General features: G+C 69.3%; 12 protein-coding genes and 1 pseudogene. 10 read left to right on the top strand and 3 right to left on the bottom strand.

What is annotated here, in order from left to right; all coding sequences use genetic code 11:
* From ACWDTS_RS13355 to ACWDTS_RS13335, 5 genes and pseudogenes are all read left to right on the top strand, one after another.
* The coding region (locus ACWDTS_RS13355; RefSeq protein WP_450118314.1) for an alpha/beta fold hydrolase at window positions 1-1,850 on the top strand (1,850 nt) is incomplete at its 5' end.
* A 382-nt stretch (window positions 1,851-2,232) separates the two neighbouring features.
* Window positions 2,233-3,210 carry a trypsin-like serine peptidase gene (locus ACWDTS_RS13350; protein WP_450118313.1) on the top strand — a complete coding sequence of 326 codons (978 nt, stop codon included), beginning with the start codon at window positions 2,233-2,235 and terminating at the stop codon, window positions 3,208-3,210.
* On the top strand, window positions 3,207-3,467 hold the full coding sequence (locus ACWDTS_RS13345) for a peptidase associated/transthyretin-like domain-containing protein (protein WP_197256428.1): 261 nt from the start codon (window positions 3,207-3,209) through the stop codon (window positions 3,465-3,467). Before ACWDTS_RS13350 ends, ACWDTS_RS13345 begins: the two co-directional genes overlap by 4 nt.
* Window positions 3,468-3,596: 129 nt before the next feature.
* A pseudogene (locus tag ACWDTS_RS13340) lies at window positions 3,597-4,366 on the top strand (thioesterase family protein).
* A gap of 44 nt (window positions 4,367-4,410) precedes the next feature.
* Window positions 4,411-4,827, top strand: coding sequence for an acyl-CoA thioesterase family protein (locus tag ACWDTS_RS13335; RefSeq protein ID WP_248673692.1), 417 nt, complete (start codon window positions 4,411-4,413; stop codon window positions 4,825-4,827).
* Between the two features lie 4 nt (window positions 4,828-4,831).
* Here ACWDTS_RS13335 and ACWDTS_RS13330 read toward each other — a convergent pair whose 3' ends face one another.
* Window positions 4,832-5,632, bottom strand: coding sequence for an alpha/beta fold hydrolase (locus ACWDTS_RS13330; protein WP_197256422.1), 801 nt, complete (start codon window positions 5,630-5,632; stop codon window positions 4,832-4,834).
* Window positions 5,633-5,799: 167 nt separating this feature from the next.
* Window positions 5,800-6,732, bottom strand: a complete 933-nt coding sequence (locus ACWDTS_RS13325; protein ID WP_197256420.1) for an NAD-dependent epimerase/dehydratase family protein — start codon at window positions 6,730-6,732, stop codon at window positions 5,800-5,802.
* Window positions 6,733-6,881: 149 nt separating this feature from the next.
* Between ACWDTS_RS13325 and ACWDTS_RS13320 the strand changes: the two genes are divergently transcribed.
* The 3 genes from ACWDTS_RS13320 to ACWDTS_RS13310 all read left to right on the top strand — a co-directional run bounded on the left by ACWDTS_RS13320 (window position 6,882) and on the right by ACWDTS_RS13310 (window position 12,147).
* Window positions 6,882-10,310 (top strand): proline dehydrogenase family protein, encoded by a 3,429-nt coding sequence (locus tag ACWDTS_RS13320; protein WP_450118312.1) that lies wholly within the window; start codon window positions 6,882-6,884, stop codon window positions 10,308-10,310.
* Window positions 10,311-10,376: 66 nt separating this feature from the next.
* Entirely contained in the window at window positions 10,377-10,757 is a 381-nt protein-coding gene (locus ACWDTS_RS13315; protein ID WP_197256418.1) for a hypothetical protein, read from the top strand.
* Window positions 10,758-10,866: 109 nt separating this feature from the next.
* A complete protein-coding gene (locus tag ACWDTS_RS13310) occupies window positions 10,867-12,147 on the top strand; it encodes a PucR family transcriptional regulator (protein WP_197256416.1) in 1,281 nt (426 codons plus the stop codon).
* Here ACWDTS_RS13310 and ACWDTS_RS13305 read toward each other — a convergent pair.
* Complete coding sequence (locus ACWDTS_RS13305) at window positions 12,137-13,744, bottom strand: hypothetical protein (RefSeq protein ID WP_450118311.1); 1,608 nt, start codon at window positions 13,742-13,744, stop codon at window positions 12,137-12,139. The two genes, ACWDTS_RS13310 and ACWDTS_RS13305, sit on opposite strands and share 11 nt — an antisense overlap.
* Before the next feature lie 109 nt (window positions 13,745-13,853).
* On the opposite strand from ACWDTS_RS13305, the gene ACWDTS_RS13300 reads away from it, so the two are divergent.
* Together ACWDTS_RS13300 and ACWDTS_RS13295 are read left to right on the top strand one after the other, a co-directional pair.
* Window positions 13,854-14,177: a hypothetical protein gene (locus ACWDTS_RS13300; RefSeq protein ID WP_197256413.1), complete on the top strand. Its 324-nt coding sequence runs from the start codon at window positions 13,854-13,856 to the stop codon at window positions 14,175-14,177.
* A complete protein-coding gene (locus ACWDTS_RS13295) occupies window positions 14,174-15,193 on the top strand; it encodes a DUF6670 family protein (protein ID WP_450118310.1) in 1,020 nt (339 codons plus the stop codon). The genes ACWDTS_RS13300 and ACWDTS_RS13295 overlap by 4 nt, the downstream gene beginning before the upstream one ends.
* Window positions 15,194-15,231 lie beyond the last annotated feature (38 nt).

Genomic DNA, 15,231 nt, shown 5'->3' with positions numbered 1-15,231 from the left:
AGATCGTCGTCGTGGGAAGCGGCGCCACGGCGGTGACGATGATCCCGGCACTGGCCGACCGCGCCTCTCACGTGACGATGCTGCAACGTTCTCCCTCCTTCGTTCTCCCCTTCCCTCGCAGGGACCCGATCGCAAACGGTCTGCGCCGACTACTGCCCAGCCGTGTCGCCTTTCGCATCACCCGCCGCAAGAACATCGGCCTGCTCCGGATGATCTACACCTCCAGCCGACACCACCCCGAGGGGGTGCGGCGCATTCTCCGCTTCCTCAACCGGAAGATGCTTCCGGAGGGGTATGCGGTCGACACCCACTTCAAGCCGCGATACGAACCCTGGGACCAGCGGCTGTGCGTGGCCCCGGACGGGGACCTCTTCAAGGCCATCTCGGGGGGCGCCGCATCGGTCGTCACCGAGCACATCATGCGATTCACCGAGCACGGGATCAGGCTCGAATCCGGAGCCGAACTCGAGGCGGACATCATCGTCACTGCCACGGGTTTGAACCTGCTTCCGTTCGGCGGAATCTCCCTGTCTGTCGACGACGACGAGATCGACGTGGCCGACCGCTTGGCCTACAAGGCCGTGATGCTCGAGGGCGTACCCAACTTCGCATTCGTGATCGGCTACACCAATACGTCCTGGACGCTCAAGGTCGATCTCGTCGCCGATCATCTGTGCAGGCTGCTCGCCCATATGGACCGTCACGGCTACAGCACGGTTACCCCGGTCGCCGACGGCCCGGCCCAGACCAGGAAACCGTACTTCAACCTCGAGTCCGGTTACATGCGCCGCGGTCGGGACCTGTTCCCGAAGCAGGGCTCGGACGGCCCCTGGACCGTGGTGCACGATTACGCGTTCGACCGCCGGCGGCTCACCGGACGGATCGACGATCCCGCGCTCCGGTTCACCGACGGTCACCGCCCGGTCGGTACTGTCGCGTCGGGACGTGAACGCACGAGTTCCCCCACAATCGTCTCCGTCGACGGCCGCCCCACCCGGATCCGAATCGAGGGAGATCCCGAGCATCCACCGGTGCTGTTGTTGCACGGCCTGGCGCGCAGCCTCGACGACTGGTCGCCCCAGTATTCACGGTTGTCGAGGGACTACCGCGTGATCGGTCTCGACCTCCCGGGGTTCGGGTATTCCGCCCGGATACCGGAGCCGAGCACGCTCGAGGTGTTCGCCCGAGGCGTCCTGGAGACTCTCGATTTCCTCGGGGAACAGAGGCCCGTACATCTCGTGGGCAACTCGCTGGGCGGGGCGGTGGCGCAACAGATCGCCGCCCTCTCACCGGATCATGTTGCGAGTTTGGTGCTGGTCGACAGTGCAGGCTTCGGATCCGAGGTCACCGCGCTCATTCGGATGATCTCGGTGCCGGGCCTCGGCCGGCTCTCCACCCGGGATACCAGTCGACTCGGCGCAATCTTCGTCGAACGTCACCTCTTCGCCGACCCCCGCTTGGTGACCGAGGAGCGAATCGACCACGCGATCGACATCGCCCGACAGTCCGGTCCGGGCGATGTGGTGTTCGAGACGGCTCGATCGCTGTGCGGAATGCGAGGATTCGGAACGACTTGGCGACGCGATCTCGTCGCCGCAGCCGGGAGGCACCCCCGGCCGACGCTCGTCGTGTGGGGTGACAAGGACCGAATCCTGCCGGCGCATCACCTCGATGCCGTTCCGAATCTGTACCCCCACGCGGAAACTCACGTATTCCGAGGGATCGGCCATATGCCGCAAGTCGAATGTCCGGACGAGTTTGCATCCGTGGTGTCGACATTCCTGGCCCGCATATCCGTCGCCGGCAGGCAGCCCTCGGACCCGACCGCAGAGGGCGGACACGGTATGTAACTTCCGATGCCGCTCCGGTCGATACGTACGTAGCGCTTTCCATTGCAACAGAACCGGATTGACAGTTCCGGCCGGGATCCACCCGGCGCCCATCTCCATCGGCCGGATCGCGATCCGGTCAGGTACGGACACACCGAGCCCGCCGTACGCACGGCGAGAGAGGATCCTTGCCCGGTCACGAGTGCGATCGTGACAGCCGTTCACGCGCTGGATCAACCGCGTATTCGCGGAATGCGGAAGTACCCACAACCGTGGTTGCGATCGTCACGAATTCGCGTAGTCGGCTACGCGTGTGCCCGCGCTCGTCCGATCCCATCCTCGAACTGTCCCCCACCCGGCAGTACCGCAGTTCGTCGCGGTACCGACAGTCAGGAAGACCACGATGACCGCAACCCTTCCCGCCGCCCACAATGGTGCCGTCACCACCTCCGACCCGTCGGCGGAAACCTCACCCGTATCGCTCACCATCCCCGAATCCGACCTCGTGCAGTCCCCGCCGTCCGCGGGGCCGGCCGGTGCGCTCGCCGACCTCGCAGGGTCGGGTGCGGAGCAGCTCGCCGGCTACTCCGGAACCCCCGCCGCCCCCGGAACCGACCTGCAGGAACTACTGCGGATGAATCCGCCGGACGCGGCCGAAGCCACGTGGGGTCCCGCGCCGGCAGGACAGCCCGCACTCGAATCCGTCATCTTCCCCGACGATCGCGTCCAGATCGGTGACACGACCGTCTACCCGTGGCGTGTCCACTCGTACCTGCTCATCGAGCTGTCCAACGGCTCGTTTGCGAGCGGCACCGGTTTCTTCATCGGTCCGCACACCGTCATCACCGCCGGGCACTGCGTGTTCGCGCAGGGCAGCGGGCCCGGTTCCGGCTGGGTGCGTTCGGTGACGGTGATGCCCGGCCGCAACGGCTCGTCGCTGCCGTTCGGTTCCGTCCGGGCGAGCGGAAGTAGCCTGCGGTCGGTGCAGGGCTGGACGCAGAACGGCGACTCGAACTGGGACATCGGGGCACTCATCCTTCCCACGAATCTCGGCGACCGAACCGGCTGGCTGGGATTCGGCGTCTACGACGACAACACCCTCCTGTCGTCGATCGCCAACATCACCGGTTATCCGGGCGACAAGCCGACCGGCACGCAGTGGTATCACTCGCGGAGGCTGTCTTCGGTTGCTGCACAACGGATCTTCTACGAGGTCGACACGTTCGGCGGTCAGAGCGGCAGCGCCGTGTATCGCCTCGTGAACGGCCAACGGCACGCCTTCGGGATCCATACCAACGGCGTCTCACCGGGAGTGCCGGTGAACTCCGGTGTCCGTATCACCGGCCCGGTCTTCGACCGATTGAAGGCGTGGAAGGCGTGATTCGAGGCATCGTCCGCTGCGGAAACACCCCGGTCCCGTTCGCCCGCATCGTCGTGGTGACGGGTCCGGGGCCGATGCCGGAGATCGCGATCCTGTCCGGACCCGACGGCAGCTTCACCGTCGGCACGCCCTATCCCGGCCGGTACCTGCTGGCGGTGCACGCCGACGAGTATCGGCCCGCCCGGCTCGAAGTGACCCTGCCCGAGGCGTCCTCGACCGCCGAGGTCGTCGCCGCCCTCGAAACCCTCCCTACCTGAAGGAGTTCAGCTCTCCGCGGCGCTGATGCGCCGGTGTGCAGAAGTGGCGGTGGGAGCCGCCAGAAAGGCACACCGGCGCGTCAGCGCGGCGCGCGTGATTGCATGGAGCAAACGCACGAGGAGTTGCCGATGAGCTATTTCGAACGAACCGGGCCGACCACCTTCCGGGCCACGCATCACGTCGGCGGCGCGTGGGAAACGAACGAACAGCACATCGCACCGGCCCTCGGGCTGATGGCGCACGCCGTCGAACTCGACCGCGACGCCCGCCGCGACGACGGGCTTGCCATCGGCCGGCTCTCCTACGACATCCTGGGCACGCTCCCCATCGACGAGGTCGAGGTGCAGGTCGCCGTCCTGCGTCCCGGCCGCACCATCGAACTCGTCGAGGCCGTCCTCGCACACGGAGGCCGCGCCGCCGTGCGCCTGCGCGCCTGGCTGATGCAGACCCGCCCGACCACCGAACTCGAAGGAACGTCGCTCGCGCGGATCGCCCCGCCCGAGGAGATGGAGGAGGGGATCCGACGTCGGTGTGGCCCGGCGGATTCATCGAGTCCGCGCAGGTGCGCCGCCGGCAGGTCGAGCCGGGCCGGGCGTCGTACTGGGTACGCACCCCGCTCCCCCTGGTCGCCGGTGAGGACATCAGCGCGGTCGCCGGGGCGGCAGGCCTCCTCGACATCGCCAACGGCATGACCGTGCGCGCCCATCCGAAGGACATCGCGTTCCCCAACATCGACCTGACCGCGCATTTCTTCGCCGAGCCGCGCGGCGAGTGGCTCGGGTTCGACACCACCGTCTCGTTCGGGCCGACCGGTCTCGGGCTGACGAGCAGCGTCATCCACGACGTCCACGGGCCGATCGGCACCGCCTCGCAGGTACTGACCGTGCGCCCGTCCTGACCTGCCCGGGCCGGGCTCCACGACGCTCGGTAGTGTCCGTGAACATGCCTCGCGTCACCGTCACCCTGCACAATCACGCGCCCGCGGACGCGTCCGAGCATATCCGCCGGCACGTGCCGCACTACTGCGCGCTCGAAGCAGCGACGGGTGCGTGGAACCGCGTGCTGGCCGACACGCTCGACGGCTTCGATCCGGTCACGGACATCGTCGTCGTCAACGTGAACAGCAACTTTTCGCGCGAACTGTTCACCGAGGAAGCGCACTTGGACATCGAAGTGACACGGATCGGCACCACCTCGGTGACGCTGCGGGCAGGAATCGAGCAGGGCGGGTCACTCGCGGCGGATATGTCGGTGACGCTCGTGCAGGTCGGGGACGGCCGCTCCGCGGCGCGGCCGTGGTCGCCCGAGCAGATCGCGTCGCTGGAGGCGCTGCGCAGTCCCCTCCCGATCGCCGATTAGCCGCTCACGAGACGACGACCTCGAGGGGGAGACGGTCCAGGACGGTTTGCATCGTGTGACCGAAACATTCCGGGTCGGCGATCGGCCACCCGTGCCCGCCTGCGACGGTGAACACCGACGTTCCGCCCAGGCACGCGCGGAGCGATTCGACACTCGCCCGCGGGACCAGCTGATCGTCGTGGCTCCACACGAGCGCTGCCGGCAGACGCTGTTGCGCCAGCCGATCCAGAGATTCGTCGAGGTCCAGGCCCCGCGGGATGGAGTCGGTGCGCAATTCGGGTGCCGGATCACCGTCCGTGGTGACGGTGCGGCGCGGCGTATCGACCGAAGCGAGCATCCGTCGCACCAACGCCTCCTCCAGTGCCGTCCCCCGCTCCCGCGGTGATCCGTCGCCGAGCGGGGTCACCGCTCCACCGACGTCCGGCCACGGTCCTCCGTCCACCGGGTTCACGAGAACGAGCCGGGCCACCCGATCCGGAAGAACAGCGGCGGCGCGGATCGCAAGTGCCCCGCCGAACGAGTGCCCGACCAGGGTCACCGAACCGAGTCCGGCAGCATCGAGGAACCGACCGAGCCAGGCCGCGCCTTCCGCCACGGTCCGCTCATCGAGGGATTTGCCCGGCACTGCCGCGAAGGCAGGAATCGCCGGGGCAAAGACCCGTACGGTGCGGGCCAGCCCGGCCAGGGCATGCCGGTAGATCCAGGGCGTCAATCCATATCCGGGCACGAAGACCACCGGTGCTCCCCGGCCGAGGACGCCGCACACCTCCGCCCGGGCATCGACGTGAACAGTGGACCAGGACATCGTTGCGGGGTGACCATCGGTACGGGTGACCGGCGATCCGTGTCGGAGAGGCATGGGGACCTTCGATCGAACGGGTGGGGACACGTCCCACCATGTCGTTTTCCGCGCGATGCGGCGACGGCCGAAATACCCGCAGGGCATACCTGTTTCTCCAGGACGGACTCCGCTCAGAACAGACCGTCCCGGAAACCCTGACGCCACGACGGATACCGCAACTCCCAGCCGAGTTCCCGCTTGGCCTTGGCGTTGGAGAACCCGCGCCCCTCGGTCATCATCGTCACCGCCACATCGCCCGCCAGCAGCCGGGCGAGCCATCGCGGTACCCGCATCGGGGGTTTCGCGCCCGCGCAGGCGGCCAGATACGGCAGCCACTCCCCCGCCGGGGCGGGTTCGTCGTCGACGATGTTGTAGATGCCCTTCGCGTGCTGTTCGACCGCCAGCACGGTCGCGCTCGCCGCGTCGTCGAGGTGCACCCACGAGCTGTATCCGGTGCCGCCGCCGACGAGCGGGAACTGCCGTTTGCGGACGAGTTCGACCTGATCGTCGCTCGCGCCGGGACCGTAGAGCCCGCCGTACCGCAGTGCCGCCCCGCCCGCCTCGAGGACCCGGTCCTCGACGTAGCGGATCGCATCGGCGCCCGGGCGCGCCTTCGTCCCCTCCTCCGGATCCAGCGGATCCTCTTCCGTCTTCACCCATCCGCCCGTGCGGATGCCGTTCCAGCTCGCATAGCTCTGTGCGACGACGTGCGGCATGCCGTTCGCCTCGGCCGCGGCCAGCAGGTGATCGGTGCCTTCGGTCCGCAACCGGATGGTCGTCGCGAACCACCGGTCGAAGTGCTTCATATCGGGTTTGCCCGAGTGCGCCGCGGAGATCGCGGTCATCTGGTGGACGATCGCATCGGGCCGGGCGGAGGCCACCGCCGCCGCCACCGAGTCCGCGTCCAGTCCGTCCATCACGACCGCATCGGCACCGAGCTGCCGGAGCAGAGCGAGTTTGCCGGGGCCGGTCGTCGTCGCCGTCACCTGATGACCTCGCGCCACGAGCTGCGGCACCAGCCGTTGCCCGAGCACCCCGGATCCACCTGCCACGAAGACTCGCATGACCATCACCTTCTCGAATCGGATTCGTCCTCGTGGAGGTGTGACGATTCGGCCCGGTGTTGTGTGACACGAGGGTGTGGGACATGAGCGCAACACCGCCCGCCTCGCGCGGTTGCGGCCACAATGGTGCTGGACGCGGGAGGTTTGCCATGACCGACAGCACGCACGAGCCCCGAATCCACAGTGGCTCGCTCGCCGACGAGACCGTCGCCCTGGTGCGACGGTGGATCGCCGAGGCCGCGACGGTCCCGCCGGACCGCGGCGCCGAACAGCTCGCCGCGGTTCTGAAGGACCCGCACGGCCTCGAGTTCACGGTCGCGTTCATCGACGGGGTGATCCGGCCCGAGGATCCGCGGGTCGCCGCGCGCAATCTCGCGCACCTGTCCCGGGACCTTCCGGCCTTCCTGCCCGCGCACCTGCGCGCCGCGATCCGGGCCGGCGGCACGCTCGGTCCCGCCCTGCCGCACGTGGTGGTGCCCGCGGCGCGGCGGGCGCTGCGCGCGATGGTCGGGCATCTCGTGGTCGATGCGAGCGACGCGCGGCTCGGGCGCGCGATCGCGCGGCTGCGTCGCGACGGGGTGCGGCTGAACCTGAATCTGCTCGGGGAGGCGGTGCTCGGGGAACGCGAGGCCGACCGCCGGCTCGCCGGCACCCGCGCGCTGCTGGCCCGCGACGACGTGGACTACGTGTCGATCAAGGTGTCGGCGGCGGTCGCGCCGCATTCACCGTGGGCGTTCGACGAGACGGTCGACGACGTGGTCGAGCGACTGGTGCCGCTGTACCACCTGGCCGCGACCTCCCCTTCCCCGAAGTTCATCAATCTGGACATGGAGGAGTACCGCGACCTGGACCTGACGATCGCGGTGTTCATGAAGATCCTGGACCGGCCGGAGTTCGCGCACCTGGAGGCGGGCATCGTCCTGCAGGCCTATCTGCCGGATTCGCTGGCGGCGATGATCCGGTTGCAGGACTGGTCCGCGGCGCGGCGGACGCGGGGCGGGGCGCCGATCAAGGTGCGGGTCGTCAAGGGCGCGAATCTTCCGATGGAACGTGTCGAGGCGTCGCTGCACGGCTGGCCGCTCGCGACCTGGGGTTCGAAGCAGGAGACGGATACGCACTACAAGCGTCTGCTGGACTACGCGTTCGAGCCCGACCGCATCGCCAACGTGCGGATCGGCGTCGCCGGTCACAACCTGTTCGACGTCGCGCACGCGTGGCTGCTCGCCGGGCAACGCGGGGTCCGTGACGGCGTCGAGTTCGAGATGTTGCTCGGGATGGCGCACAGCCAGGCCGAGGTGGTGCGCCGCCACGTCGGCGGGATCCTGCTGTACACGCCGGTGGTGCATCCGGACGAGTTCGACGTGGCGATCGCGTATCTGGTGCGGCGGCTCGAGGAGGGTGCGGGCCAGGACAACTTCATGTCGGCGGTTTTCGCGCTGCACGAGGACGAGTCGTTGTTCGAACGCGAGAAGCAGCGGTTCCTGGCGTCCCTGGCGGACGTGGACGGTTCCGTCCCCCCTCCGAACCGCACCCAGAACCGGCTGGTGGGTCCGCTCGAGCCGCCCGGCCCGGAGTTCGCGAACACGCCCGACACCGATCCGTCGCTGCCCGCGAACCGCACGTGGGCCCGGCAGATCCTCGGGCGTGCGGCCGGCTCCCGGCTGGGTGCCGCCGCGGTCGCGGCACACACGATCCGCACGGCCGACCAGCTCGACGACCTGCTGGCGACCGCCACCGCGCACGGCCGCGAGTGGGGCCTCCGCGCGGGCAGCGACCGCGCGGAGGTTCTGGAACGGGTCGCGTACGAGCTCGAATGCCGGCGCGGCGAGCTCGTCGAGGTGATGGTGTCCGAGGCCGGTAAGACTGTCGACCAGGCCGACCCGGAGGTGTCCGAGGCGATCGACTTCGCCCGCTGGTACGCCGATCGGACCCGCGACCTCGACGCCGTCGACGGCGCCCGGTTCGTGCCGTCCGCCCTGACCGTGGTGACGCCGCCGTGGAACTTCCCGGTCGCGATCCCTGCCGGATCGACGCTGGCGGCGCTGGCCGCGGGATCGGCGGTGGTGCTCAAACCGGCGGCGCTGACCGCCCGCTGCGGCGCGGTGCTGGCCGAGGCGATGTGGGCGGCGGGGGTGCCCCGCGACGTGCTTCATCTCGTGCGGCTCGCCGACCATGATCTGGGGCGGCAGTTGATCGCGGATCCGCGCGTGGACCGGGTGGTGCTCACCGGCGCCTACGAGACGGCGGAGCTGTTCCGGTCGTTCCGGCCCGATCTGCCGTTGCTCGCCGAGACCAGCGGCAAGAACGCGATCGTGGTGACACCGAGCGCCGATCTGGATCTCGCGGTGCGCGATGTCGTGCAGTCGGCGTTCGGGCACGCGGGGCAGAAGTGCTCGGCGGCGTCGTTGGTGATCCTCGTCGGGTCGGTCGCGTCGTCGCGCCGGTTCCGCAATCAGCTCGTCGACGCGGTGACGTCGCTGCCTGTGGGCCGCGCCGACGATCCGCGCAGCCGGATGGGGCCGCTCGTCGAGCCGGCCCGCGGCAAGTTGCTCGACGCGCTCACCACCCTGGGTCCGGGGGAATCGTGGCTCGTCGCCCCGCAGCGCCTCGACGAGTCGGGGCAGTTGTGGAGCCCCGGTGTCCGAATCGGTGTGCGGCCGGGTTCTCGCGCCCATCTCGTCGAGTTCTTCGGGCCGGTGCTGAGCATCATGACGGCCCGCGACCTCGACGAGGCGATCGCGCTCCAGAACCGGGTGGACTTCGGGCTGACGGCGGGGCTGCACAGTCTCGACTCCGAGGAGATCGCGCTGTGGCTGGACCGGGTCGAGGCCGGGAACCTGTACGTCAACCGCGGCATCACGGGCGCGATCGTGCGTCGGCAGCCGTTCGGCGGCTGGAAACGGTCGTCGGTCGGGGCCGGGTTCAAGGCCGGGGGCCCGAACTATCTCGTCGGTTTCGGGTCGTGGGAACCGGCGCCGCACAGCCCTGTCGACGAGACCGTGGACGGCGTCCCGGCGCTTCTTCTCGACGCGGCCGGGCTGTCGGAAGCCGAGCGCGAGTTCCTGCGCCGGTCGTTCGCGAGCGACGCCCGCGTGTGGCGCACCGAGTTCTCCCTCGCCCGCGACGTGAGTGCATTGACCGCCGAACGGAATCTGTTCCGGTACCGCCCGGTGCGGGTGCACGTCCGGCTCGGCGCGCGCGGGACCGCGGTCGAGTTGCTGCGGGTGCTCGGTGCCGCCGCCCGGTGCGGCGCATCCGTCGACGTGTCCACCACGGCGCCGCTGTCTCGCCAAACAACCCGCGTGATAGGGACTTTCGTGACATCTTTGGCGATCGAGACGGATGCGGCGTGGCTGAACCGGATCGGCAGGCCTGCCCCGGACCGCATCCGGCTGATCGGCGGCGACACCCGCGCGCTCGCCGAAAACCTGTACGGGCGTCCCGGAACTGCGGTGTACCACAATCGGGTCACCGAGTCCGGCCGGCTCGAAATGCTGCCGTTCCTGAGGGAACAGTCGGTCTCGATCACCGCGCACCGCTTCGGGACACCGAACCACCTCACCGACGGAATCGTTTGATGCCGGTTCAAGATCGGTTATGCCGAACCGGTGGGATCGCGGCGGCCGGTGGGGTGGAATAGGAACATGAACATCGCCGAAACCCCACCCCCCGAACGCCGCCGGAAGGCCCTCGCGGCCGTGAAGGAACTCGGACCCTCGCGCACAGAACAAGCGGTGCTGAAGGTGCGATGTCCGGCCAGCCACACCGTCGCCGCGGTCTACAAGACGACCGAAGGACCGGTGGTGGTCTCGGCCAGTGGCCCGGGTGGGCGCGGTTCCCGCGATCGGGAAGCCACCGGCCACCACGGCGACAAGCTCGATTCGGAATTCGTCGACACCCTGGAGGCGACACAGTTCGAGGACGATGCCATCCCCGCCGGATGCGCGTGCGGCCCACGCACCCTTTCCCGGAAGAAGCTGCAGGACGCCGTCGCTTCGCACGCGCACGTCGTGAATCTGACCTGACCCGTGCCGGGGCGGCGGTTCGGAGCGGGCCCGGCACACCCAGCGGGTAGATTCGACACCCGCGCCGATCGCGGTGCGCCACGCGATTCGAGATTGGGGAGGCCACCCGATGGCGTCGGTGTTCGTCGACTGGACCGACCAGGAACAGCAGGAGGCGGCCCGGTACATCGCCGACGCCGTCGTGGCGCGCCGTGATGCCTTCGTCGCCGAAACTGCGGAACTCACCGGCGCCGAGATCCCCGAGATAGCGAGCACCGAGCGAGACCGCGCTCTGCTGCTGGCCAGCATCGCCGAGAACACCACGGTGCTGATGACAGCCCTGCTCGAGGGCACCGATCCGTCGGCGGTCGACCCTCCCCCCGAGGCACTCGCGCTGGCACGGGAACTGGCCCGCCGGGGCGGGTCGCTTGCGCACCTGCTGCGCGCCTACCGGATCGGTCAGGCGCGCTTCACCAGCATGTGCATGGACGTGGCCGACGATGCCGCCCCGGCCGACAACCGGGTCGCGTTGCGGGCCGCGGTCAGCAAGACCGCCGCCTTCATCGACCACCTCTCCGAGCGCGTCACCCTCGCCTACGAGGAGGAGCGGGAACGGTGGATCGCCAGCCGCAGTGGTCTGACCCAGTACTGGATCAGCCAGATACTGACCGGCGCGGTGACCGACGCCGAACAGGCCGGCGCACTCGAGTATCCGCTCGACGGCATGCACCTGGCGATGGCGCTGTGGATTCCGGAATCGAAACGATCGCCCTTCCCCGATGTCGCAACGGCGGTCCAGCAACTGCTCACCGAGGTCGCTCCGGGCGCGGCCACGCTCGCGGTGCATACCGAACCGCTCGCGATGAACGCGTGGCTCGCCCTGCATGGTGATGTCGTCGACGTGATCGAGCGTCTGCGGGCCGCGATCGAGGCGGCCGACGTGCCGTTGCGCGTTGCGGTCGGACTCCCGGGGAGCGGTATCGAGGGATTCCGTGCCGGGCATCGGCAGGCGGCCGCCGTCAAGGCACTGACGAGCACCGCGGTGCCGGAGGCACCGGCGCTGGTGTGGTACGCGGAGATCGCGCCGGTCGCGATGCTCGCCGGGGATCTCACGGAGATGCGCACTTTCGTCGCCGGCATGCTGGGCCCGCTCGCCGAAGACACCGATCGCGCCGCCGAACTGCGCGAAACCCTGCGGGTGCACCTGTCCTGCAATCGCAGCCCCGCGACCACGGCAGCGCGGATGAACCTGCACCGCAACACGATCCGGTACCGGATTCAGCAGGCCACCGAGGAACTCCGACGCGATCTCGAGGACATCGACCCGTTCACGCTCACCGCAGCCCTCGAGATCTGCCGGTGGTACGGGCACGGGGTCCTGATCCCGCGCCGGACCGGCGTCACAACCTGATGCCCAGGGCGCGGCCGGCCAGGTCGGCGACCTCGTCGGCCCACCCCAGAATCGACAACGTCGAATCGATGTTCTGCGGTGGTGTCCGGATCAGGGTGTCGCGGCGGATGAGCCGTTCCCAGTCGACGGTGATCGGCCCGGTTCGCAACTCCCCGCTGGGGTGACGGAACTCGACGCCGGCCTGCGCCATGATCGTCATGATCTCCTGCGCGAGGATCCCGTAGCCGACCGTCGTCGGATGCACTCCGTCGAGGGAGAAGAACCCGCCGGTGGCGCGTCCCCCGCGACCGTCCGCGGTGAGGAACCGCGAATCGGGCACCGGATCGAGCGCGGCCAGGGCCGCGGGCAAGGGATAGGGCGTCCACCACGCCGGGCGGGCCTGCACGTCGTCGATGTAGCGGCGCAACGCGAGCCGCTCGAGCAGGCCGCACACGTCGAGCAGATACCAGTCCCGCGGCGGGCCGGACGTTCCCGCGCGGGCCTCGGCGACGACCCGCGTGATGGTGGTGTTGTAGAGGTCGATCGCCGCGTCGACGACGGCGGCCTGCGCGCCGGTGATGTTCGGATCCCGCGTGGCGTCGAATCGCCGCTCGTCGATCCACGGCCGCGTGTAGTACGGGAAGTACCGCGAGCCGTGCTCGACCTTCGAGCCCAGGCCCCGCGCGATCGGCGCGATCGTGACGTGCGGAATCGTGCACCAGACGACGTGGCGCGCGGAGATGCGTTCGACCTGCGCCACCACTTCGGCGAACTCCGCGTCGAAATGTTCGGGACGCCAGATCGTGTACGGCCCCTTCTTCGCGAGGTCGCGGAAGTCCGGTCCGCTCCACTCCACCCGCAGGTCGGTGACGGTGCCGAGCGCGTTGTTGGAACCGAGGAACACCACGAGGGTTTCGATGCCGCTCTCCGTCGTGCCGTCGTGGTCGTCGCCGAGTGCGGCCGCCGCGTCGAACAGGGTCATCTCCCATTGCGGCGGCGCCCAGTGCGGATACACGTGCAGCGCCGCGCGGTCGCCGTTGTTCTGCACCACCTGGTTCAGGAAATCGTCGCCGGGCGTCTCGATCGCGTCCGCGCAGATCCGGGCGGTGCGGCTCAGCGCGTCGCGCAGATCCCAGCCGAAGCAGGACAGATTGTGCTGGTAGGCCGCGACGACCGGGGCGGTCGCGCCGGGGCCTCGTTCCCAGTAGTCCTCGACCTCGTCCATGAACGAGCGCACGTCGAACAGCGCGAGCGGCACCTCCCACGGTTGCAGCGACGAGCCGAACCGGTCCTCGAGGCGGCGCAACATCAGTTCGATGTTCAGCGGCAGCCCGCCCGGTCCCCCGTAGCGCGGGAAGCGGAACGTGCGCAGCGTTCCGAGTTCGTACGCGATGATCGCCGGAACCGAGAGGTCGGTGTGGAACACCGCGCCGCTCTGGAAGCCCTGCAGCAGCGAATCGCCGAGCGCCACGATGCGGTGCGGGGGCGTGCCGCGCACCTCGGCTTCGACAGCGATTCCGAGCGTGGGATCGAACTCCGGCGTCCTGGGTTCCTTCTTCGCCTGCGCTGCAACGTCTCTCGGCGTTCCCTGCGGAATGTCGCGCGTCTGTGCCGGCATCGCTCGTCCTTCCGGACCGGAGGTGGCTCCCTCGAGCGTGAGCCGTCGCCCCGTCGTTGTCAACGATGACCGATGATGGACACCGGTGCCCCGATCGGAAGGAGAAGGGATGGACACTCCCGATTTCGCGCACACCGACCAGGCCGCGAAGAATCGCCGCGAGAAGTCGGTGATCCTCGCCCGTTTCGCGTGGGATCGTGGCATCACCGGCGCCGAGTTGCTCGCGATGACCGACGACTACCGCCGTCGGCTGGCGCGGGAGGCGGGCGCGCATCCCCCACGCACGATGGAGACCTGGAACTACGTGGCCGCACTGCTCGACGAGAAGACCGAGTGGGCGCGCAACCATCCGGATCATCCGGCGGCCGCGCGAGCCCACCCGGACGAGAAGATCATGTGGGTGAAGCCGCCGGTGCGATCGTGGTTCGAGTGAGCGGCCCGTCGGAGGCGGTGGCCCGCGCGGTGGCACTGGTCAGCCGCAGCGGCCAGCACGTGGGAGCACCGGAGGGCGGGCCGCTGCCCGTCGTGGGGCGGGGACGGTGGGCGCACCACGGGGTGATGATCGGCGACCTGCCCGCCCCGCACCGGTTCCTGAGCGTGATGGGCATCGCCGGTCGGCCCGGGCCGGTGGTGTTCGATCAGCCGGCCGCGCCGGATCGAGGCGGTGACTCGGTGACGCTGGTGTCCACGACCGCGGCGACCACCGAATCCGGATTCACGCCGCTGTCGATCCGCCGGGACTGCGACCTGCGGCCGGGCACGGCGTCGTTCGGAGAGCACCTGTCGATGACCGTGTCCGCCTCGGATGTCCGGGTGCAGCGCACGTGGCCGGCCGATGCGGTCGCGGTGGATCTGCTGCTGCACCCGACCGGGGTGATCACGACCTTCTTCGCGATCCCCGGGTTGTACCGGCATTCGAGCCGGCTGTGCCGTTACGAGGGCACCCTCACCGACCCCGACGGAACCCGGACGGTCACGGGTCTGGCCGCGCTCGAGTACGCGCACGGTGTCGCGGTCCCCGCGCGGCTGCCGGTGCGCACGTTCGTCTACCAGGTCCTGAGCGTCGACGACGACACGCAGCTGCTGCTCACCTCGGTGCTCGGCCCGGGGGATGTGCCGGTGCTGCGGACCGCGTTCCTGCGCAGCGCGACCGGGACGATGGAGACGGTGCGGGTGGGTGTCCGGCTGCGCATCGACACCGCACGTGAGGTCCGCACCCCGGACGGGCGGCGCATGCTGCTGCCGGGCGAGTTCCACTGGGACATTCCCGGCGTCGGGCACGTCGACGGACACGCCGACGGCGACTGGGCGTACGGGCTCGGCGCCGGATACGTCGGCGGGATCCGGTTCGACGGCCGCTGGCGGGGTCGGCGGGTCGCCGGCTCCGGATATTGCGAATACATCGATCGGCGCAGCGAGTCCACACGGCCGACCTCGCCGGACGGGTAGAATCGGACACGCGGTTTTCTTCACCGACAACGTCTTCC

The sequence above is a fragment of the Rhodococcus sp. NPDC003383 genome (assembly GCF_053589115.1).
This window is presented reverse-complemented; position numbering and strand designations above follow the sequence as displayed.

Bases quoted from the DNA above. Each gene is read 5' to 3' on its own strand.
- ACWDTS_RS13350 (WP_450118313.1), top strand. From the start codon at position 2,233: ATGACCGCAACCCTTCCCGCCGCCCACAATGGTGCCGTCACCACCTCC.
- ACWDTS_RS13335 (WP_248673692.1), top strand. From the start codon at position 4,411: ATGCCTCGCGTCACCGTCACCCTGCACAATCACGCGCCCGCGGACGCG.
- ACWDTS_RS13330 (WP_197256422.1), bottom strand. From the start codon at position 5,632: ATGTCCTGGTCCACTGTTCACGTCGATGCCCGGGCGGAGGTGTGCGGC.
- ACWDTS_RS13325 (WP_197256420.1), bottom strand. From the start codon at position 6,732: ATGCGAGTCTTCGTGGCAGGTGGATCCGGGGTGCTCGGGCAACGGCTG.
- ACWDTS_RS13320 (WP_450118312.1), top strand. From the start codon at position 6,882: ATGACCGACAGCACGCACGAGCCCCGAATCCACAGTGGCTCGCTCGCC.
- ACWDTS_RS13315 (WP_197256418.1), top strand. From the start codon at position 10,377: ATGAACATCGCCGAAACCCCACCCCCCGAACGCCGCCGGAAGGCCCTC.
- ACWDTS_RS13310 (WP_197256416.1), top strand. From the start codon at position 10,867: ATGGCGTCGGTGTTCGTCGACTGGACCGACCAGGAACAGCAGGAGGCG.
- ACWDTS_RS13305 (WP_450118311.1), bottom strand. From the start codon at position 13,744: ATGCCGGCACAGACGCGCGACATTCCGCAGGGAACGCCGAGAGACGTT.
- ACWDTS_RS13300 (WP_197256413.1), top strand. From the start codon at position 13,854: ATGGACACTCCCGATTTCGCGCACACCGACCAGGCCGCGAAGAATCGC.